This is a genomic window from Streptomyces mangrovisoli, assembly GCF_000974985.2.
GTDB lineage: Bacteria > Actinomycetota > Actinomycetes > Streptomycetales > Streptomycetaceae > Streptomyces > Streptomyces mangrovisoli.
Genome location: NZ_LAVA02000096.1, coordinates 13,268 through 32,128, shown reverse-complemented (window position 1 = coordinate 32,128; position 18,861 = coordinate 13,268). Strand labels below are relative to the sequence as shown.

The window sequence follows — 18,861 nt, the reverse complement described above, 5'->3', positions numbered from 1 at the left end:
CCCCCCGCCGCACCCCCCACCGCCGGACCCCAGGCACCCGCCACGGCCGCGGCCGCCGCCGCGGCGAGGGCCACCGCCACCGCCGACCCCGAGCCGGTGCCCGGCCCCGACTCCACCCCCGCCATCCCCATCCAGGTGAACGCCCTCCAGGCCATGTGCCGCCAGGTCTTCGCCTTCCGGCTGGCGATGATCGCGCTGGCCGCGCCCGCCGCCCTGGTCAACGCGTCGTCGGGCCTGCCCGTCCGGCTGGTCGCCGCGGCCGTCGTCGTCACCTTCATGGGCTCGTACGTCCTCTTCCGCGACTGGGAGCGGTTCGGCCCCCTCCTGCTGCGCCACCCGTCCCTGCTCGCCGTGGACACCCTCTTCGGTTCGCTGCTGCTGGTCTCGGCGGGCCCGGACACGACGCTCGCCTACGTCAGCGTCTGCACCCCACTGCTCGCGGGCATCATCTACAGCTGGCGGGGCGCGGCCGTGTTCGCCTCGCTCCAGGCGCTGATCCTGCTCCTCGTGCACGCCGCGAGAAACGACCACGCGCACGCCCACGTCACCGAGTCCCTGCTGCTGCCGGGGCTGTGCGTCATCGCCGGCGCGGTGGGCTCCAACCTGCGTGGCCTGATGCTCCGCTTCGGCACGGCCACGCAGGCGCTGACCCAGGTGCAGGCGCGGCTCGCGGTCACGGAGGCGGTGAGCGCCGAACGCGCCCGGCTCGCACGGGAGATGCACGACTCCGTGGCGAAGACCCTGCACGGCGTGGCGCTCGCGGCGGACGGCCTGACCGGCTCGGCGGGCGCCGACCGCATGGACCCGGCCCTGGTACGGCAGCAGGCCGAACTCGTGGCCCGCTCGGCGCGCCGGGCGGCCGCGGAGGCCCGCGAACTCCTCACCGACCTGCGGCGTGAGAACGACCCCGGCCACGGCACGGACGTCCTCGTGGAACTCGCCGCCAGAACACGGGACTTCAGCACCCGCACCGGGCTGCCCGCGGTCTACCGCCCCACGGGGGAGCACGCGGTGCCGCCCGTGCCGCCGGCGGTGGCCCGCCAGTTGCTCGTCATCGCCACGGAGGCGATGGAGAACGCCCACCGGCACGCCGGGCCGACCCGCGTCGACGTCAGGGCGGGCGTCCACGGCGACCTGCTGCGCATCAGCGTGTACGACGACGGCCGGGGCCTGCCCCCCGGCACCTCCCTCGAACAACTGCGCAGGGCAGGCCACTTCGGCCTGGTCGGCATGGTCGAGCGGGCCGCCTCGGTGGGCGCCCGCATCCGCGTGGGACGCGGTGGCCACCCCACGGGCACCGAGGTCCGCCTCGAACTCCCGCTGGCCGCAATGACGGTGGCGGGGGCGTGAGGACATGACTCATCAGGAAAGGAGGCAGCCGATGCCCGAGCACGGGACACCACCGGAGCCGCCGAACCCCTTCGAGCACTTCCCGCAGGCCGCGCCCGACACGGTCCTGCGGGTGATCGTGGCCGACGACAACCCCGTCGTCCGGGCCGGTCTCACGGCCCTGCTCTCCGGCCGGGCGGACATCACGGTGGTCGCGGAGGCGGCGGACGGCCGGGCGGCCTACGAGCAGGCCCACCGCCACCGGCCGGACGTGGTCCTGCTGGACGTCCGCATGCCCGGCGTGGACGGCATCTCCGCGCTGCCGTACCTGGTGCAGATCGCGCCCGTGGTGATGCTGACGTACAGCAGGGAGTCGGAGATCGTGCGGGAGGCGCTCCGGCGGGGGGCGGGCGGCTACCTGGTCCACGGCGAGTTCACCGCCGACCAACTGGTCACGGCCGTACGCGACATCAAGCAGGGCCGGGCCCACTTCACCCCGACGGCGGCGGGCGCGCTCCTCGCGCAGCTACGGCAGGAACGGGGTGGCGGCGCACCGCTGCCCGAGGGGCTCGGTAGTGCGACTGCATACGAAAATTCCGCCACGCCGCAGACGTATACGAATCTCGAATCACCGGTGCAAGCAGGTACGTTGACGCCGGGACGGGTCCTGTCGCCCGCTACTTCTGCGGAAAACCTTTCGCAAGTGCAACCGGATGTGGGACAGTCCTCGTCAGGATGCGTGGGGGGCGGCCTTCCGGCCGCTCCGGACCGCTCGCGGTTCCAACTCAGTTCGAGGGAGGCGGAGATCATGGACCTCATCGCGTCCGGCATGAACAACCAGCAGATCGCCGCCACGTGCTTCATCAGCGAGAAGACGGTCAAGAACCACATCAACCGCATCTTCGCCAAGCTCCACAGCACCAGCCGCTCGGAGGCGGCGGCCAAATGGCTGGGCACGGCCCCGGACGGGCGTGCCGCGCAGCGAGGGCTGGGGTGAGCGGGGATGACCGGGCGGGGGAGCGCCTGGGCCCTGGATTGGGCCCGGAAATGGGTCCTGGGACCCTCCGGCGGGCGGGGTGTGGAGCCGTACGTTTCTCGCAACGAAGACGAACCCGGAGGGGGACACGATGAGCAACTGGATCAACACCACGGTCTCGTACCTGCAGGCTCGCGCCGCTCGCAACGACAAGGGGCAGACGGCGGTCGAGTACCTCGGCATCATCGCGGTGGTCGTGGCGATCATCCTCGTCCTTCTGGGCACGGATTTCGGCGGCACGATCGCCGACGCCATCACGACGAAGATCGGCGAAATCACGGGCTGATGCGTCGGCGCGTCTATCGCGACGCAGGGCAGGCTTTCCCCATCTACATCACTGTGGTGGGGGGCCTGCTCTTTCTCGCGTTCGCGTACTTGGCGGTCGGCCAGGCCGCGGCGAATCGCAACGGCGCCCAGACCGCCGCGGACGCGGCGGCGCTGGCGGCGGCCCAGCACACCCGGGACCAGCTCGCGGACGAGTGGAAGGCGGCCGTACTCGATCCGACCAAGTGGGCGGCCATCTTCGCCGGCAGCCTGGTGGACCCGGGGGCATGTGCTCGCGCGACCGGGCTCGCCGCGCAGAACGACGCCTCCCTGCTGTCCTGTCTGCGGCTGGATCCTCTGACGTACACCGTCGAGGTGCGGACCAACAAGTCCGTCGGAGACTCCGTCGTCCCCGGTACCGAGAACGACCACTCGACGGCGACCGCCAAGGCCGTCATCGAGCCGCTGTGCACGTTCCAGCTCCCGGGAGGCGGGGGTGGCGGCGACACGTTGCCGCAGCTCACCTGCAAGGACCGGATCTGGGATCTGGATCCCGAGGACCTCGGCGACCTGCCGAAGCCCGAGGACCTGTTCGACGTCCACCTGGCCGACTGACAAGCGATCGACGAGTGAGAGGGAAGCAGTCTGATGAGCATTCGGTTCACCGCGCAGGCCCGAAGGGGGATGGTTGCGCTCGCTGTTGCGGCCGGTCTGGCCCTCGGTGCGGCCGGCTGCGGAAGCGGGGGCGGCGATGACAAGAAGCCGGACACATCGGCGTCCGCGTCGAAGAGCAGTGGCTCCGATCCGAGTGCTCAGGAAGGCCAGGACGATCCCATCGCAGAGTTGCGGGGCTCCAATGGGTTGAGCCTGCAGGTCACCTCGGCGGTCCGTGACTCCGGTGGGTTCGTCACCGTGAACGGCACGCTGAAGAACGACAGCGGCAGCGCGGTGACCGTGCCGTCCGCATTGCGTGGGGACGAGACGGAGATCATCGCGCACGGTCGCTCGTTGGGTGGCGCCACCCTCGTGGACTCGAAGGAGAAGAAGCGCTACTACGTGCTGCGTGACACCGAGGGGCGGCCGCTCACCACGACGGGGCTCTCGATCCTCAAGGCAGGGGAAGCGGTGTCGGTGTTCATGCAGTTCCCGGCTCCGCCCGCGAGCACGACCGAGGTGACTCTCCAGCTGCCCACGTTCTCGGCGGCCACGATCAAGATCTCCGGGTGAGGCGCGCCATGACACGCACACACCCCCGGACAGCGGCGCCGCGCCTCGCACTGGTGGTGACCGCCGCTTCGGTCATGGTGGCCACCAACGTGTTCGGCGCCGTGGCACACGCGGACGACAGCCCCAGCACGCCACCGGGCACGGAGGCGTCCCCGTCCGCCCCGGTGAAGATCGATCCGACCGATCCCGATCTGAAGCTCCCCGAGGGCGCCACCCTGGCCGATCCGAAGGTGCTGGACATCAAGACGGTCGTGGAGGACGAAGACGGTGACGAACGCCGCTCCGACACCAACACCGACGTGACCTTCGCCCTCCAGGCCGAGGTCCTCTTCGGCAAGGACAGCGCCAAGCTCAACTCCGAGGCCAAGGCCCGGATCGAGGCCATCGCCGAGGAGATCAAGAAGCAGAACGCCACCCACGTCCGGGTGTTCGGCTTCACGGACAACCTGGGCTCCCACGCCCACGGAGTCGTCCTGTCCCGGCAGCGCGCCAACGCCGTACAGGCCGTACTGGACGGCGAGTTGAACGACCCGAACATCACCTTCGACGTCCGCGGCTACGCCGAGCAGTACCCGATCGCCGACAACTCCACCGAGGCGGGCCGCAAGAAGAACCGCCGGGTCGAGGTGTCGTTCCCGAGGTCGCAGAGCTAGGTCCCGGAGCCGGGTCCCGGACCCAGAGGCGGCAGGCAGCGGGCCTGCCGCCTTTTGGGTGTCGATTTGGGTCCGTGGGCCCATCTCGGGCAGGCGTTCCCTCCCTAACGTCGGCGGTGTCGCAACCGTCAGCGGGGGGAGGGGGCATGGCCTCCATCGGGGGAATCGCAGGAGCCGGGGCCGCATGGCCGTCGGGGCGCAACGGCCGCAAGGACATGCCGGGTTCGCTCTCCGCGGCCCTCGTGCTCGTCAACGTCCTGTTCGCGATGACGGTCGTCGGCGGGGTCGGCCTGCTGATGACGGCGTCCGCGTACGACGCCCTGGACGGCCGTGTCCTCGCGCTCGTCGCGTACGCCGCCGCCCCCGGCACCCTCGGCTGGTGGCTCGCCCGGCGCAGCTGGACCGGCGGGGTGTGGACCCACCGCGGACTCGTCGCCGCGCAGGCGTGGCTGATCCTCCAGGGCACGGTGAACTTCGCGCACGGCTCCGGCCGGGCCGGCCTCCAACTGCTGCTGCCGATCGTGATCGTCGTACTGCTGCGGCAGGGGGAGTCCCGGGAGTGGTACGGCCTTCCCGGCCTCGAACGCGCCGAGCGCCGGTCCTTCTCGCTCGCCCGGATGATCCGCTGGCGGCGCGACGAGGGCCAGACGGCCGTCGAGTACGCCGGTCTCATCGCGATCGTCGCCGCCATCATCGCGGCCCTCGTCGTGAGCGGCATCGGCGACCAGATCTACGGCGGCCTGCGCGCCGCCGTCTGCGAGGTCACCGGCTCCGCCTGCCCCGCCCCGGCCGCCGGCGACGGCACGGACATCACGGCCCGGGACTCCGGCGGAACGACCGGCGACACCGGCACCACCGGAAGCACCGGCACCACCGGAAGCACCGGGACAGGCGGTGACACGGGCGGCACCACCACCGGCGACGGCTCGACCACCGGCGGATCCACCACGGGCGGTTCGACGACCGGTGGATCCACCACGGGGGGTTCGACGACCGGCGGCTCCACCACCGGCGGCACGACGACCGGCACCACCACCGACGACACCACCGACCAGAAGACCGACGACGACGGCGGCGGCAAGAAGGACGACGGCTGCTTCTCCGGCATCGGCGCCTTCTTCGGCTGCGCGGGCGACCAGGTCAAGCAGGTCGGACAGGGCCTCGTCATCGACGGTGTCTGGGGTGACGTCACCGGGATCTACGACATGGTCCGCCACCCCGTCGACACCATCAAGGGCATCGGCAGCTGGGGCAAGCAGATCGGCGAGGACTGGTGGGACAACTCCGCCGGCGCCCGCAAGGACTGGTCCAACGGCGACTACCTCGGCGCGATCTGGGGCTGGGGCGGGGCCACCGTGAAGAGCGGCGGCGGCATCCTCTACGACCTCTTCATCGGCGACGACGTCGCCAAGGACTGGAAGAACGGCGACAAGACGCGCGCCGTCAGCCACGTCATCTGGAACGTCGGCTCCCTGTTCATCCCCGGCTACGACGGCGCCAAGATCGTCGAGAAGATCGGCGACCTCGGCAAGATCGGCAAACTGGGCAAGCTCGGCAAGCTCGCGGAGAAGGCCGCCGAGGCCGCCGAGGAGGCCAAGAAGGCGGCCAAGGCCGGTGACGTCGACGGCGCCGAGAAGGCGGCCAAGGAGGCGGACGACGCGGCCGACGAGGCGGAGAAGAAGGCCAGGCAGGAGGGGTGCACCATCGCCGCCCCGGCCCGCCGCGTCCCCTACGCCGGAAGCCCGCCGAACGACCCGACAGACCCGCTCACCGGCTCCTCCGGCACCGTCTCCTCCGGTACCGGCTCCCCCGGCACCGGCACCACCGTCCTCGCCGCGGGCCCCTCCTCCCCGTACGTCTACCTCGCCGAGGACGGCTGCAAGGACGAGGACAAGAAGGCCGCGGAGGAGGCCCGCAAGCAGGCCGACGCCGCCGACGCGGCCGCCGCCACCGCGAAGCTCCAGAAGGCGGCCGACGACGTCAAGAAGGTCATCGAGGACGCCAAGAACAAGCAGAAGACACCCAAGCAGGACCGGTTCAACCTCGACGAGAAGAAGATCGACGACCTGGTCGCCAAGGCCAAGGACAACCCCGACCTGAGCAAGGGCGAGATCGGCAAGGCGGAACTCGCCCAGTCCCTCGAGGACTTCGCCGACATGCTGAAGAACCCGAAGATCGACAGCCAGAGCCGCGGCTCGCTGGGCGGACCGGTGCTGAAGGCCGGCAACCGCTACCAGCTCGCGGAGGCCATGGCCGAGGTCAAGGCCGCCACCCGCGCCGCCGACGAGGCGGCCGAGGGCACCAAGGTGTTCGCCGGCGTCGGCGCGCAGAAGGGCCGCAAGACCGTCGACTTCGGCGACGGCACCAGCGCCGACCTCAGCGCCATCGACGACGCGGACATCGTCTACAAGGGCAAGGACGGCAAGGTGAACGTCGTCGAGGTCAAGAACACCGGGCAGGCCGCCACCCAGGCCTCCATCCGCGCCCAGGCCCAGCGGCTGGCGGACTGGGCGAAGGCCGAGCCGGGCCGGACGGCACGCTACGAGATCGAGACCCAGGACGGCTGGGACAAGGTCTTCGACGGGTTCCAGAAGGACAAGAAGACCGGCACGGTCCCGGACGGCAGCCCCGCCCAGACCCTCGCCGACAACGGCCTGAACCTGCGGGTCGCCGGGCAGGACATCACCCCGCAGCAGCTGCGGGAGATGAACGCCGCGTGGAACGCCAAGTCCGAGGCCGAGAAGCAGGCGGCCCGCGCGTCCGGCAAGATGAAGGACCCGAAGACCGCCATGGAATACCTGGGCGTCCACTGATGCGGAGGTGGCGAGCGGATGACGCGGCACGGACCGGTGGCGCACGACGGCGGCCCGAGGGCGGGTGCACGGTGACCGCGCATCCGCTGCTGCCCCCCGCCATGAGCGCGCTGCCCGCGCCCTGGCGCGACCTGACCGGGGAACGCCGCCGGGGGCTCGCCGAGCTGCCCGACACGGAGGCCGTGGAGCGGACCGCCCTCGACGCCCTCGACGGGGCGCTCTCCGGGCCCCTGCCCGGCCCGGGCCCCGCCGCCTGGACCGACGAGTCGTGGGCGCTCTACGACCGGGCGCGCCAGGAGATCGGCCGCCGGCTCGCCGACGCGATGCCGGCCACCGGCGACCTCACCCGCGAGGGCGTCGGCGCCGTCCTGCGGGACTGGGCGGGGTCCGCGCGGCCGCCCGTGCCGCAGTGGTGGCTGGACGACCAACTCGACGTCATCTGCTCGGCGTTCGCGCAGACCGTGCTCGCCGGATGGGTCGAGGACGTCCTGCGCCGACTCGGGCAGCGGCCCCACGACGCGGCCGCCGTCGCCTCCGCCGCCGGGCGGTGCGTGCGGCACGGGCTCGCCCCCGACGCCGCGGCCGGTCTGCTGCGCACCCTCGGAGTGCCCTACGGCGAGGCGGAGTTGCTCGCCCTGGTGACGGAGGGCGGGGTCGCCGACGGCAGCCGTACGGCCGCCCGCGAGGCGCTCCTGACGCTGCGGCGCCCCGCCCGCGCCGCCCGCGGCAGGCAGCCCGCCCACGACGAGCACCCCCTGCTGCCGCCCGCCGTACGGGAGTTGCCGTACGGCTGGGACCGCGGCTTCGCCTGGCCCGTCGAGCTGCCGGAGAACGAGGAGAGCGTCGGCCGGGCCCGCGCGGTGCTGCTGGCCTGCCTGCCGGCGGAGCCGGTGACCGAGCCGGTGCCGGACGCCGACACCCGCGTGGCGCAGGACGAGGAGGCGCCCGCCTGGGCCGAGATCCGGTCCGTGCTGCGGGACTTGATGCCGTACGCCCGGCAGGTGACCGAGGAGCGGATGGCCGAGGGGCTGCGCGAGTGCGCGCGGCTCGGCGTCCCCGGCGTCCCGGCGGAGCCGGACGGGGCGGAGGGCGCGCGGTTCGCACGGCGGTGGGCGGGGTGGATCGGCGGCTGGATCGCCGCCGAGACCTTCACCTGGCTCGGCCTGTACGTCGACGACGAGTCCCTCGTCACCCCGTGGGCGATGGAGCTGGCCGAGCGGTACGCGCGCCTCGGGTGCGTCGCCGAGCGGGCCGTGACGATGCTGGCCTGGCACGGCTCGGTGCCGGCGAGCCGTGCGGCGCTCGAACGGCTCGCCGCCGACCCCGCGCTGCCGCCCGCCGTACGCGAACAGGCCGCGCGCGCCCTGGAGTCGTAGTCCCCCGGAAGCGTGACGCCTTGGAGTCCTAGCCCCCTGGAGGCGTGACGTCCTGGAGTCGTGGCGCCCTGGAGTCGTGGCGCCGGGGCCGCGACGGGCCGTGGGACCGGGCCGGTCAGGTCTCCACGCTCAGCCGGGCGCCCGGACCGACCCCCCAGCCGGCCATCGCGCCCGCCTCCGCCTCCAGGACGTACCGGGAGCGCGGGCGCGGCAGACCGAGGCGGCCCGGCCGCATGGTGCGCACCGCGATGACCTCCAAGTCCCGGTTCAGATAGGCCACATCGATGGCGAAGCGCATACGGAAGGTGTGCACGCTGTTGGCGGGGGAGAGCAGCAGCGCCCCCTCGACGCCGTCCCGGCCGAGCAGCCCCTTCGTGCGGGCCCGGTAGGAGGCGGCGATCTCCAGCGGTATCCCGGCGGCTCCGTCGCCGTCGGTCCGTGCACTGTCGGTCCGCGCATGGTCGGTTCGCGCTCTGTCGGTCCGCGCGCTGTCCGCCTGCGCGCCGTCGGCCCGCGTGCCCGCCGCGGCGCCCCGCACCACGAGCGTCCCCCGCCCGTCCTTCCAGCGACCCATGCGGGACCCCGCCTCTCACCCGTCGTGACCACGCCGCAGCGACCGTACCCGTCACCGCCTGGGCCCCGCATGGGTCCACGGGCCCATGCGCCGCCCGCCGCCGCGCACTAGGGTCCGGCCGTGCGCGTACTACTGGTCGTCGTGGCCGCCCTCTGGGGCGCGGGGGCGGGGCTGCTGCTGCCGCGGGCCGCCCACCGGCTGTCCGTGGACTCCGGTGAGCCGTGGAGCGGGCGGTGCCCGGGCGGGCATCCGATCGACGGGGCGTTCGGCGGCTGGGTCGGCCGGGCGCGCTGCTCCGACGACCTCGCCTGCGGGCCGTACGGTCCGAGCACGGCCACCGTCACCGTCGTGACCGCCCTGGCCTGCGCGGCGCTCGCCGCCGCGACCGGGACCCGCCCGGAGACCGCCGTGTGGCTGCTCGCCGCGCCCGTCGCGGTGCTGCTCGCCCTGGTCGACCTCCGGGTGCACCGGCTCCCCGACGTCCTCACCCTGCCGCTGGCCGCCGCGCTCGCCGCGCTGCTCGGGCTCGCCGCCGCGCTGCCGGCCGCGGCCGGCTCGTGGCCGACCGCGCTGCTCGGCGGACTCGCCCTGGGCGCCGCCTACTTCGTGCTCTTCGTGGTCAACCCGGCCGGCATGGGCTTCGGCGATGTCAAACTCGCCCTCGCGCTGGGCGTCGCGCTCGGCTGGTACGGCTGGCCGGTCCTGCTCACGGGCGCGGTCGCGGGTCTCGTGTACGGCGCCGTGTACGGCTTCGGCCTGGTCGTCGTACGGCGGGCCGGGCGCAGGTCGGCCATGCCGCTCGGCCCGTTCATGATCGGTGGGGCGCTCACGGGGCTGCTGCTCGGCGCGTCCGCGGTGGCGTGAGCGCGGGCGGTCGGCGCGCGGCGTACGCTGCCCGACGGACCGAACAGCGAGGTGGGTGCCGTATGCGGAAGATCGTGCTCATGATGTCCGTCTCCCTCGACGGCTACTTCGAGGGCCCCGGCGGGGACATCGGCTGGCACCGTGTCGACGAGGAGGTGCACCGGCACATGAACGACCTCCTCGGTCCGATGAGCGCCTTCCTCAGCGGCCGTGTCACGCACGAACTGATGGCCGGCTTCTGGCCCACCGCCGACGCCGACCCGAACGCCCCCGCGACGGTCGCCGAGTTCGCCGGCATCTGGCGCGACAAGACCAAGTACGTCTACTCGCGCACCCTGCGGCACGCCGACCGGAACACCACGGTGATCCGGGAGGTCGTGCCCGAGGACGTCATGGCGCTCAAGGCGGAGCCCGGCGGGGACATGGCGGTCGGCGGCGCCGACCTCGCGGCCGCGTTCTTGCGGCACGGGCTGGTCGACCAGTTCCACATCCTGGTCCACCCCGTCCTCGTCGGCGGCGGCAGGCGCCTCTTCCCCGACGCCGACGAACTGGCCTCCCTCCGGCTCGTCGACTCCCGGCAGTTCGGCAACGGCGTCGTGATGCTGCGCTACGACTCCTCCGAAGTCCGCTTCGGCTGACGGCCGTTGGCCACGCCGACGGCCACGAGGTCGTCGTCGCGGCCGGTTGCGCGGGGTAGGAAGGCCCCATGACCGAACTCGGCGTTGTCTTCCGGCCCCAACTGCCCCCCGAACGGCTGCGGTCCGTCGCCCGCCACGCGGACGAGAGCGGCCTGGACGAACTCTGGCTCTGGGAGGACTGCTTCCGCGAGGGCGGCCCGACCACCGCGGCCGCCGCCCTCGCCTGGACCGAACGGGTGCGGGTGGGCGTCGGACTGCTGCCGGTGCCGCTGCGCAACGCTGCGATCACCGCGATGGAGGCGGCGACGCTGCACCGCATGTTCCCCGGGCGCGCGGTCCTCGCCCTCGGGCACGGCGTGCAGGACTGGATGGGGCAGGTGGGCGCGCGGCCCGCGTCACCGCTGACCCTGCTGCGCGAACATCTCGACGCGGTACGGGCGTTGCTGCGGGGCGAGCGGCTCAGCACCAGCGGGCGGTACGTCCGGCTCGACGACGTCGCCCTCGACTGGCCACCGCGGCAGCCCGCGCCGGTCCTCGCCGGGGCCACCGGGCCGCGCACCCTGGCGCTGTCCGGCGAGGCCGCCGACGGGACCGTGCTCACCGCGTCGACCCCGCCCGACGGGGTCCGCCGGGCCCGGCGGCTGATCGAGGAGGGGCGGGCGGCGGCCGGCCGCACCGATCCGCATCGGGTCGTCGTCTATCTCCTGGCCGCCACGGGACCCGGCGCCGAGGCCCGGGTCCGTGCCGAACTCGCCGCGGAAGGGCTGGCCGACGTGCCCGATCTCGGTGTCGCGGGGGACGCGGGCACGGTCGCGAAGGCGGCGGCCCGGCTGGCGGAGGCGGGCGCCGACACGGTGGTGCTGCAGCCGACGGGCGACGAACCGGACCCCGAGGGGTTCGTGCGCTTCGCGGCGGAGGGGGTGCGGCCGCTGCTGGCGTGAGGCGGGGCCCGCCGGAAAATCGCGCGCTTCCCGGGGCCCCGGCGTGCCACGATCGCGCCATGGACCGCCGCCGCCTCACCTCACTCGCCCGCGCCGGTGCCACCGGCCTTCCCGGCCCCGTCGCCCGCGGCCCGGTGGGGTCCGTTCGCGCAGTTCCCCGCGCCCCTGTGGGGGGTGGGCGTGCTGATGTCGTCCGCGGGTCGGTGGGGCTTGCTCGCGCAGTTCCCCGCGCCCCTTTCGGGGCCCCTCGCAGCCGCGCCCCAAAGGGGCGCGGGGAACTGCGCGAAGGGGCCCCACCGACCCGCGGACGACATGACCGGGCAGGCCGCAGCCACCAAGCTCCGAAGGGGCGCGGGGAACTGCGCGGACGAGCCCCACTCGGCCGCGGGGAGCAGCAATGACAGGCCGCGCCTCCTTCGAGGAGCTCGTCGCCGAAGGGGCCGCCGTGCCCACCGAGGGCTGGGACTTCTCCTGGTTCGAGGGGCGGGCCACCGAGCAGCGCCCCTCGTGGGGGTACGCGGTCTCCGCCGCCGAGCGGCTGTCCCGGGCGCGCGCCGCGCTCGACATCCAGACCGGCGGCGGCGAGGTCCTCGACTTCGCGCTCGGCCGCGCCACCCGGCCGCCCGCGCGGACCGCCGCCACCGAGGGCTGGCCGCCCAACGTGGCCAAGGCGACCGCACTGCTCGCCCCCCGCGGCACCGTCGTCGTCGCGACCGGCGAGGACGACCCGCTGCCGTTCGCCGACGGCGCCTTCGACCTCGTCCTCAGCCGCCACCCGGTGACCCCGCACTGGCGGGAGATCGCCCGCGTCCTGCGGCCGGGCGGCACCTACTTCGCCCAGCACGTGGGCCCCGCCAGCGTGGTCGAGATCGTCGAGTACTTCCTCGGCCCGCAGCCGGAAGAGGTCAAGCAGGGCCGCGACCCGCGGCGCGAGCGGGCCGGGGCGGAGGCCGCCGGGCTCGACGTCGTCGCCCTGCGCGCGGAGCGGCTGCGCATCGAGTTCCACGACATCGCGGCCGTCGTCCACTTCCTGCGCAAGGTGATCTGGATGGTGCCCGGATTCACGGTGGAGGCGTACGAGCCCCGGCTGCGCGCGCTGCACGAGCGGATCGGGCGCGCGGGCCCGTTCGTCGCGCACAGCACCCGGCACCTCTTCGACGCGCGCAAGCCGGAGCGCTGATCCGAGCCCGCCCGCCCCTCCCCGAGACCCTCCCCGAGCCCTCGCCGCGACCCTCGACGCGAGCTCCCCGAGACCTCCCCGAGGCCCTCGCCGAAAAGTGGCCGGGAACCGTCAGGCGGCGGTGTCCGCATCGTTATCGGGAGCCTCTCGCGTCCCACACGCCCCTCACGTAGGTTCTGACCAAGGTAATTCGCGTGAGCAAAGCTGCGCGGGCGGCACCGTGCAGTGGAGGGGGCTGCGCGGTGCCGTTTTCCTGGTCGCGCCACTCCCGCGCAGCGTCAAGTACGCGTTCGCGGCGGGCGTCACCCGACGGGGGGACCCCCGGACAACTCGCCGGGCAGCCCCTCAAGCCCCCGCAAACCCTATGGATCGCTGCGTATGCGGCTCGATCGCCTGGGATTCCATCGGTAATCAGCCACGATCAGGCACTGAATCCCTCGTTCCACGGCCATCGTGGCGTCGTCGGGCGATTGCGGAGCGTAGTTGTTTCGCGGCGATGCACGCAGCATCACTTACGAAGGGTTATGGTGGAAACCCCCCCTCGGGCCGGTCCGTCTCCCCCCCCACGGACCGGCCCGTTTTATTTCCCCGCCCGCCCCGGCCCGTCGTGTGACCGCGAACACCCCTTGGGGGCCCGGCGAGGCGGCGGGGGTAGGCTTCGCCCCCGGGGACCGCCATACGGACAGCGCCCGCCCTCGGCCGAGCCGAGCCAGGCCCTGCCTGTCCGATCCGCACGGAGGGGCTGACAATCACGTGAACCTGCGCGACAAGCTGCGCGGCCTGCTGGTCAGGCTGTACGCGCGCCGGGTGGAAGGCCACCTGGACCACGCTCAGGTGCCCAAGCACATCGGCGTGATCATGGACGGCAACCGCCGCTGGGCGAAGGCCTCCGGGTCCACCACCGTTCACGGTCACCGTGCCGGAGCCGAGAAGATCGAGGAGTTCCTCGGCTGGTGCACGGAGACGGACGTCGAGGTCGTCACCCTCTGGCTGCTGTCGACGGACAACTTCGACCGCCCCAAGGAGGAGCTCGTCCCGCTCCTCGGCATCATCGAAGGCGTCGTGCGCACCCTCGCCGCCGACGGCCGCTGGCGCGTGCACCACGTCGGCACCCTCGACCTGCTGCCGCCCGGGATGCAGACCGTGCTGAAGGAGGCCGAGGAGGCCACCGCCCACATCGACGGAATAGTGGTCAACGTCGCCATCGGCTACGGCGGCCGCCAGGAGATCGCCGACGCCGTCCGCTCGATGCTGGTCGACGCGAACGACAAGGGCACCTCGCTGGAGGAGCTCGCCGACGCGGTCGACGTCGACATGATCGGCCGGCACCTCTACACCGGCGCCCAGCCCGACCCCGATCTGGTCATCCGCACCAGCGGCGAACAGCGGTTGTCCGGATTCATGCTGTGGCAGACGGCCCACTCGGAGTACTACTTCTGCGAGGTCTTCTGGCCGGCCTTCCGCAAGGTCGACTTCCTGCGCGCCCTGCGCGACTACGCGGCGCGCCACCGGCGCTACGGCGGCTGACCCGCGCACCCCTCCGTCTGGGGATGTAACAAGGAGTTCACCGGGGCGCCCCCGTATGTCGTGGCATGGCGGCGCATGTTCGAGGGCATAAGCCAGTCAGGTCGACACCCGAACCACGGGTGTCGGATCTCAGCGGGCGGCTCGGGGCCGTCCGCCCGGGAGGCCCTTTGCACCAGCCCGACCGTGCGGTCACTGCACGGACGCAGCCGCGGAGGGCCGGTTCTCGGCCCGTCGCGTGCGAGGGTCGTCGACCGGTCCAGCTCCTTCTCGTCGCTCCCCGACCTCATCCGAGGGGGTACGTCCTTCCGTGGTGACCAGCACAAAGCGCCGTATGCCAGACCGGCGCACCTATGTTCTCGACACCAGCGTCCTGCTGGCCGACCCGAACGCCCTGACCCGCTTCGACGAGCACGAGGTAGTGCTCCCGATCGTCGTGGTCACGGAACTGGAGGCCAAGCGGCACCATCCCGAACTCGGCTACTTCGCCCGGCAGGCGCTGCGCCTGCTCGACGACTACCGGGTGAAGCACGGTCGCCTCGACGCCCCCATCCCGACCGGGGAACTGGGCGGGACCGTGCGTGTCGAGCTCAATCACTCGGACCCCAGTGTGCTGCCCAGCGGGTACCGCCTGGGGGACAACGACTCCCGCATCCTCGCGGTCGCCCGCAATCTGCAGGCCGAGGGGTTCGACGTCACCGTGGTGTCGAAGGACCTCCCGCTCAGGATCAAGGCGTCCTCCGTGGGTCTCCTCGCCGAGGAGTACCGCGCGGAGCTCGCCATCACGGACTCCTCCGGCTGGACCGGGATGTCCGAACTGACCCTGCCGGGCGAGCAGGTGGACATCCTCTTCGAGGAAGGCCATGTGTACGCGCGCGAGGCGAGCGAGCTGCCGGTGCACACCGGCCTGACCATCCAGTCGGAGCGCGGCAAGGCGCTCGGCCGGGTCACGGCGGACGGCAACATCCGCCTGGTGCGCGGCGACCGGGAGGCGTTCGGCATCAAGGGGCGCAGCGCCGAGCAGCGCATCGCGCTCGATCTGCTGCTCGACCCGGACGTCGGGATCGTGTCCATGGGCGGCCGGGCCGGCACCGGAAAGTCGGCGCTGGCGCTGTGCGCGGGCCTGGAGGCGGTGCTGGAGCGCCGTCAGCACCAGAAGGTGATGGTCTTCCGTCCGCTGTACGCGGTGGGCGGGCAGGAGCTCGGTTATCTGCCCGGCAACGAGGCGGAGAAGATGAGCCCCTGGGCGCAGGCGGTGTTCGACACCCTCTCCGCGGTCACCAGCCGCGAGGTCATCGAGGAGGTCACCGCGCGCGGGATGCTCGAGGTTCTGCCGCTGACCCATATCCGCGGTCGGTCGCTCCACGACGCGTTCGTGATCGTGGACGAGGCGCAGTCGCTGGAGCGGAATGTGCTGCTGACCGTTCTGTCCCGGATCGGCGCCAATTCACGGGTCGTTCTGACCCACGATGTGGCGCAAAGGGACAATCTGCGGGTCGGGCGATACGACGGGGTCGTCGCCGTGGTGGAGAAACTGAAGGGGCATCCGCTGTTCGCGCACGTCACCCTGACCAGGTCCGAGAGGTCGCAGATCGCCGCACTCGTGACCGAAATGCTGGAAGACGGACAGATCTGACATAAAAGCAGATCGGTCGGCGCCGCTTCGCAAAGGCTGTGAGCCTAGCGGGGCGGCGCCTTCGCGTGGGGCCGTTTCTTGGAATCTCCTGAGCCAAACGAGATGTGAGCTTTCACACGCAACTCAGAATTGCCTTGCGCAGTCTGGTTACGGCAGAGTCTCAGTCCTGTCAGGCCCCGCATACGACACAGCTGTACCGCCAGCGGTACATCGGCACACCGGCACCACAGCCAACTACATAGCGACCGTCGTATGCCGCCCGTGCACCACGCGGTGCTCCCGTGAAGGGAGTTGCCCACCGGGCCCGTGCCTCCCGTGACCCCGCAGTTGGGAGGCCAGCGTCAGTGGGCACGATTGCGTCCGCCAGGGTCACCGAAGCGGGCGATGCTGGAAGGAAACCGAGTGAGCCGGATTTCGGTCCGGGGATTCGCAGTGGCCTCGGCCACCGCGGTCACCGCCGTCGGAAGCGTCGTCGGAGTTGCCTCGGGCAGCGTCGCGCAGAACAACGACGCCGAGTCGACGGCTGCCGACACCACGCTCCTCGCGGACATACCCGCGGGTCAGCAGGCCGAGGTCGAGACCGCGTCGTCGTCCCTGACGCAGCAGGCCGACGCCCAGGCCATCCAGGCCGACGTGAGCGCCAAGAAGGACGCCGAGGAGGCCGCCCGCAAGGCCGCCGCCGAGAGCGCGGTCGCCAAGAAGGCGGCTGCGGAGAAGGCGGCCAAGGAGGCCAAGGAGCGCGCCGAGGAGAAGGCCGCCGCGAGCCGCGCGTCCACCGCCACCTTCGCCGTGCAGAGCTCGTACACGGTCGCGCAGATCCAGGCGATGGCGCGTCAGATGGTCGCGAGCGACCAGTTCCAGTGCTTCAGCAACATCGTGGACCACGAGTCCAGCTGGAACTACAAGGCGGTCAACGCCTCTTCCGGTGCCTACGGCCTCTTCCAGGCCCTGCCCGGCTCCAAGATGTCCTCGGTCGGCTCCGACTGGCAGACCAACCCGGCCACGCAGATCAAGTGGGGCCTCAACTACATGAACAGCCGGTACGGCAGCCCCTGCCAGGCCTGGACGTTCTGGCAGGCGAACAGCTGGTACTGACGTACCCCCATTCCCGCTCAACCTCGCGCAGCCCCTCCCCGTCCTACGGGGAGGGGCTTTCGCCCTGTTACGGTCGGACGCGACGGCTCCAGGGGGGAGTGGTGGACAGCACCCGGGGACGCGGGGGAAGAGGACGGATCATGTCACGTGTACCTGGGTGGCTCGGCCGGATCGGCGCGGGTCTGAGCGAGATGGGCGAGCGGCTCGACGAGCGCCGCGCCGAGGTGGCCAAGGAACACGCCGACCCCGAACCGGCCCTGCCCGCCCCCCGCCCGCCGGTCGCCGAACCGCGTCCCGTCGCACCCGCCGCCCGCCCCGATCCCGCGCAGATGGTGCCCTACGGCGTCCGCGTGGCCGCCGAGGCCGGCTGGCGCCTGCTGGTGCTCGCCGGCACCGTCTGGGTGCTGATGCGGGTCATCAGCGCCGTGCAGCTGGTGGTCTTCGCCTTCGTCATCGCACTGCTCGTCACCGCGCTGCTCCAGCCGACCGTCGCCCGGCTCACGCGCTACGGCGTGCCCCGGGGACTGGCCACGGCGCTCACCGCGATCTCCGGGTTCGTGATCATCGGGCTCATGGGCTGGTTCGTGACCTGGCAGGTCATGGAGAACATCGACACGCTCTCCGACCAGATCCAGAACGGCATCGACGATCTGCGCAACTGGCTGCTGAGAAGCCCGTTCCACGTCACCGACAAGCAGATCAACCAGATCGCGAAGAACCTCCGCGGAGCGGTCGGTGCCAACGCCGACCAGATCACCTCCGCCGGCATCGAGGGCGTCCAGGTCGTCGTCGAGGCCCTCACCGGCATCCTGCTGGTGTTCTTCTCGACGCTGTTCCTGCTCTACGACGGCCCGCGCGTGTGGCAGTGGTTCCTGAAGCTGGTGCCCGCCAACGCCCGGCCGGGCGTGGCCGGAGCCGGCCCGCGCGCCTGGCACACGCTGACCGCCTATGTGCGCGGCACGGTGCTGGTGGCCCTGATCGACGCGATCTTCATCGGCCTCGGCATCTACTTCCTCAAGGTGCCCATGGCCGTCCCGCTGGCCGTGTTCATCTTCCTGTTCTCCTTCATCCCGCTGGTCGGCGCGGTCGCCTCCGGCGCGCTGGCGGTGGTGGTGGCGCTGGTGACCCAGGGCCCGTTCACCGCCCTCATGACGCTGGCCGTGGTCCTCGCCGTGCAGCAGATCGAGGGGCACATCCTCCAGCCGTTCATCCTGGGCCGGGCGGTGCGGGTGCACCCGCTCGCGGTGGTGCTGACGGTCGCGGCCGGTGGCGTGGTCGCGGGCATCGGCGGCGCGGTGGTGGCGGTGCCGCTGGTGGCGGTCACCAACACGGTCGTGACGTATCTGCGGCAGTACTCGTTGGAACAGACGGCGGCGCTCGAGCACGAACAGGCGGGCCCCGCGGACGAGACCGTACGGCCGGGGACGGAGGAGCCCGCGGGCGCGGCCCCGGGCGGCGGCGCCGCACTCGACGGCGCTGCTCCGCAGGACGCCGGGAGCCCGGCACACGAGGCCTGAGCGACCGCGCGCGAGACCCGGGAGGACCGCGTACGGGCCTCGGGCCGACGGCGCGCGAGGCTCGGACGACCGCGCCCGGACGGCCGTCGCGCCCTGCCGCGGCCGTCCCGCCGAAGCCGTCCCGATCGTTCAAATGGTCGCCGGACACGGCACATTGAACGGCCCATTGCCGCAACATCCGTCATGAATTCCGT

At 72.3% G+C, this 18,861-nt stretch carries 17 protein-coding genes; 16 read left to right on the top strand and 1 reads right to left on the bottom strand.

Annotated elements, in window-relative coordinates; genetic code table 11:
- The first annotated feature begins 153 nt into the window (after window positions 1–153).
- From WN71_RS32495 to WN71_RS32460, 8 genes are all read left to right on the top strand, one after another.
- The gene (locus tag WN71_RS32495) at window positions 154–1,350 is read left to right on the top strand and encodes a sensor histidine kinase (RefSeq protein ID WP_046589456.1); all 1,197 of its coding nucleotides are present in this window, start codon (window positions 154–156) and stop codon (window positions 1,348–1,350) included.
- Window positions 1,351–1,381: 31 nt separating this feature from the next.
- Window positions 1,382–2,326 carry a response regulator transcription factor gene (locus WN71_RS32490; protein WP_046589444.1) on the top strand — a complete coding sequence of 315 codons (945 nt, stop codon included), beginning with the start codon at window positions 1,382–1,384 and terminating at the stop codon, window positions 2,324–2,326.
- Window positions 2,327–2,456: 130 nt separating this feature from the next.
- Complete coding sequence (locus WN71_RS32485; protein ID WP_046589443.1) at window positions 2,457–2,651, top strand: Flp family type IVb pilin; 195 nt, start codon at window positions 2,457–2,459, stop codon at window positions 2,649–2,651.
- Window positions 2,651–3,244, top strand: a complete 594-nt coding sequence (locus WN71_RS32480; protein WP_046589438.1) for a pilus assembly protein TadG-related protein — start codon at window positions 2,651–2,653, stop codon at window positions 3,242–3,244. Before WN71_RS32485 ends, WN71_RS32480 begins: the two co-directional genes overlap by 1 nt.
- 33 nt (window positions 3,245–3,277) lie before the next feature.
- Window positions 3,278–3,856 (top strand): hypothetical protein, encoded by a 579-nt coding sequence (locus tag WN71_RS32475; RefSeq protein WP_046589437.1) that lies wholly within the window; start codon window positions 3,278–3,280, stop codon window positions 3,854–3,856.
- An 8-nt stretch (window positions 3,857–3,864) separates the two neighbouring features.
- A complete protein-coding gene (locus WN71_RS32470) occupies window positions 3,865–4,509 on the top strand; it encodes an OmpA family protein (RefSeq protein ID WP_046589435.1) in 645 nt (214 codons plus the stop codon).
- A 146-nt stretch (window positions 4,510–4,655) separates the two neighbouring features.
- Window positions 4,656–7,322: a hypothetical protein gene (locus tag WN71_RS32465; protein ID WP_143074897.1), complete on the top strand. Its 2,667-nt coding sequence runs from the start codon at window positions 4,656–4,658 to the stop codon at window positions 7,320–7,322.
- A gap of 71 nt (window positions 7,323–7,393) precedes the next feature.
- Window positions 7,394–8,698: a hypothetical protein gene (locus WN71_RS32460; protein WP_046589433.1), complete on the top strand. Its 1,305-nt coding sequence runs from the start codon at window positions 7,394–7,396 to the stop codon at window positions 8,696–8,698.
- A gap of 115 nt (window positions 8,699–8,813) precedes the next feature.
- Here WN71_RS32460 and WN71_RS40350 read toward each other — a convergent pair whose 3' ends face one another.
- The gene (locus WN71_RS40350) at window positions 8,814–9,272 is read right to left on the bottom strand and encodes a DUF192 domain-containing protein (protein ID WP_079178283.1); all 459 of its coding nucleotides are present in this window, start codon (window positions 9,270–9,272) and stop codon (window positions 8,814–8,816) included.
- A gap of 120 nt (window positions 9,273–9,392) precedes the next feature.
- Here WN71_RS40350 and WN71_RS32450 point away from each other — a divergent pair, with 120 nt between their 5' ends.
- The 8 genes from WN71_RS32450 to WN71_RS32410 all read left to right on the top strand — a co-directional run bounded on the left by WN71_RS32450 (window position 9,393) and on the right by WN71_RS32410 (window position 18,667).
- Window positions 9,393–10,136 carry a prepilin peptidase gene (locus tag WN71_RS32450; RefSeq protein ID WP_046589431.1) on the top strand — a complete coding sequence of 248 codons (744 nt, stop codon included), beginning with the start codon at window positions 9,393–9,395 and terminating at the stop codon, window positions 10,134–10,136.
- A gap of 62 nt (window positions 10,137–10,198) precedes the next feature.
- Complete coding sequence (locus WN71_RS32445; RefSeq protein ID WP_046589430.1) at window positions 10,199–10,774, top strand: dihydrofolate reductase family protein; 576 nt, start codon at window positions 10,199–10,201, stop codon at window positions 10,772–10,774.
- A gap of 68 nt (window positions 10,775–10,842) precedes the next feature.
- Window positions 10,843–11,715, top strand: coding sequence for an LLM class flavin-dependent oxidoreductase (locus WN71_RS32440; protein WP_046589428.1), 873 nt, complete (start codon window positions 10,843–10,845; stop codon window positions 11,713–11,715).
- Between the two features lie 397 nt (window positions 11,716–12,112).
- Window positions 12,113–12,895 carry a class I SAM-dependent methyltransferase gene (locus WN71_RS32430; RefSeq protein WP_046589423.1) on the top strand — a complete coding sequence of 261 codons (783 nt, stop codon included), beginning with the start codon at window positions 12,113–12,115 and terminating at the stop codon, window positions 12,893–12,895.
- Between the two features lie 753 nt (window positions 12,896–13,648).
- A complete protein-coding gene (locus WN71_RS32425; RefSeq protein WP_046589422.1) occupies window positions 13,649–14,422 on the top strand; it encodes an isoprenyl transferase in 774 nt (257 codons plus the stop codon).
- Between the two features lie 307 nt (window positions 14,423–14,729).
- Window positions 14,730–16,055, top strand: coding sequence for a PhoH family protein (locus tag WN71_RS32420; RefSeq protein WP_046589420.1), 1,326 nt, complete (start codon window positions 14,730–14,732; stop codon window positions 16,053–16,055).
- 402 nt (window positions 16,056–16,457) lie between these two features.
- A complete protein-coding gene (locus WN71_RS32415; protein WP_476756015.1) occupies window positions 16,458–17,150 on the top strand; it encodes an aggregation-promoting factor C-terminal-like domain-containing protein in 693 nt (230 codons plus the stop codon).
- 140 nt (window positions 17,151–17,290) lie between these two features.
- The gene (locus WN71_RS32410) at window positions 17,291–18,667 is read left to right on the top strand and encodes an AI-2E family transporter (protein WP_046589416.1); all 1,377 of its coding nucleotides are present in this window, start codon (window positions 17,291–17,293) and stop codon (window positions 18,665–18,667) included.
- The last annotated feature ends 194 nt before the right edge of the window (window positions 18,668–18,861 follow it).

Coding starts and splice junctions, on each gene's coding strand:
- WN71_RS32465 (WP_143074897.1), top strand. CDS start 4,656: ATGGCCTCCATCGGGGGAATCGCAGGAGCCGGGGCCGCATGGCCGTCG.
- WN71_RS32470 (WP_046589435.1), top strand. CDS start 3,865: ATGACACGCACACACCCCCGGACAGCGGCGCCGCGCCTCGCACTGGTG.
- WN71_RS32490 (WP_046589444.1), top strand. CDS start 1,382: ATGCCCGAGCACGGGACACCACCGGAGCCGCCGAACCCCTTCGAGCAC.
- WN71_RS32485 (WP_046589443.1), top strand. CDS start 2,457: ATGAGCAACTGGATCAACACCACGGTCTCGTACCTGCAGGCTCGCGCC.
- WN71_RS32440 (WP_046589428.1), top strand. CDS start 10,843: ATGACCGAACTCGGCGTTGTCTTCCGGCCCCAACTGCCCCCCGAACGG.
- WN71_RS40350 (WP_079178283.1), bottom strand. CDS start 9,272: ATGGGTCGCTGGAAGGACGGGCGGGGGACGCTCGTGGTGCGGGGCGCC.
- WN71_RS32475 (WP_046589437.1), top strand. CDS start 3,278: ATGAGCATTCGGTTCACCGCGCAGGCCCGAAGGGGGATGGTTGCGCTC.
- WN71_RS32430 (WP_046589423.1), top strand. CDS start 12,113: ATGACAGGCCGCGCCTCCTTCGAGGAGCTCGTCGCCGAAGGGGCCGCC.
- WN71_RS32445 (WP_046589430.1), top strand. CDS start 10,199: ATGCGGAAGATCGTGCTCATGATGTCCGTCTCCCTCGACGGCTACTTC.
- WN71_RS32480 (WP_046589438.1), top strand. CDS start 2,651: ATGCGTCGGCGCGTCTATCGCGACGCAGGGCAGGCTTTCCCCATCTAC.
- WN71_RS32495 (WP_046589456.1), top strand. CDS start 154: ATGTGCCGCCAGGTCTTCGCCTTCCGGCTGGCGATGATCGCGCTGGCC.
- WN71_RS32410 (WP_046589416.1), top strand. CDS start 17,291: ATGTCACGTGTACCTGGGTGGCTCGGCCGGATCGGCGCGGGTCTGAGC.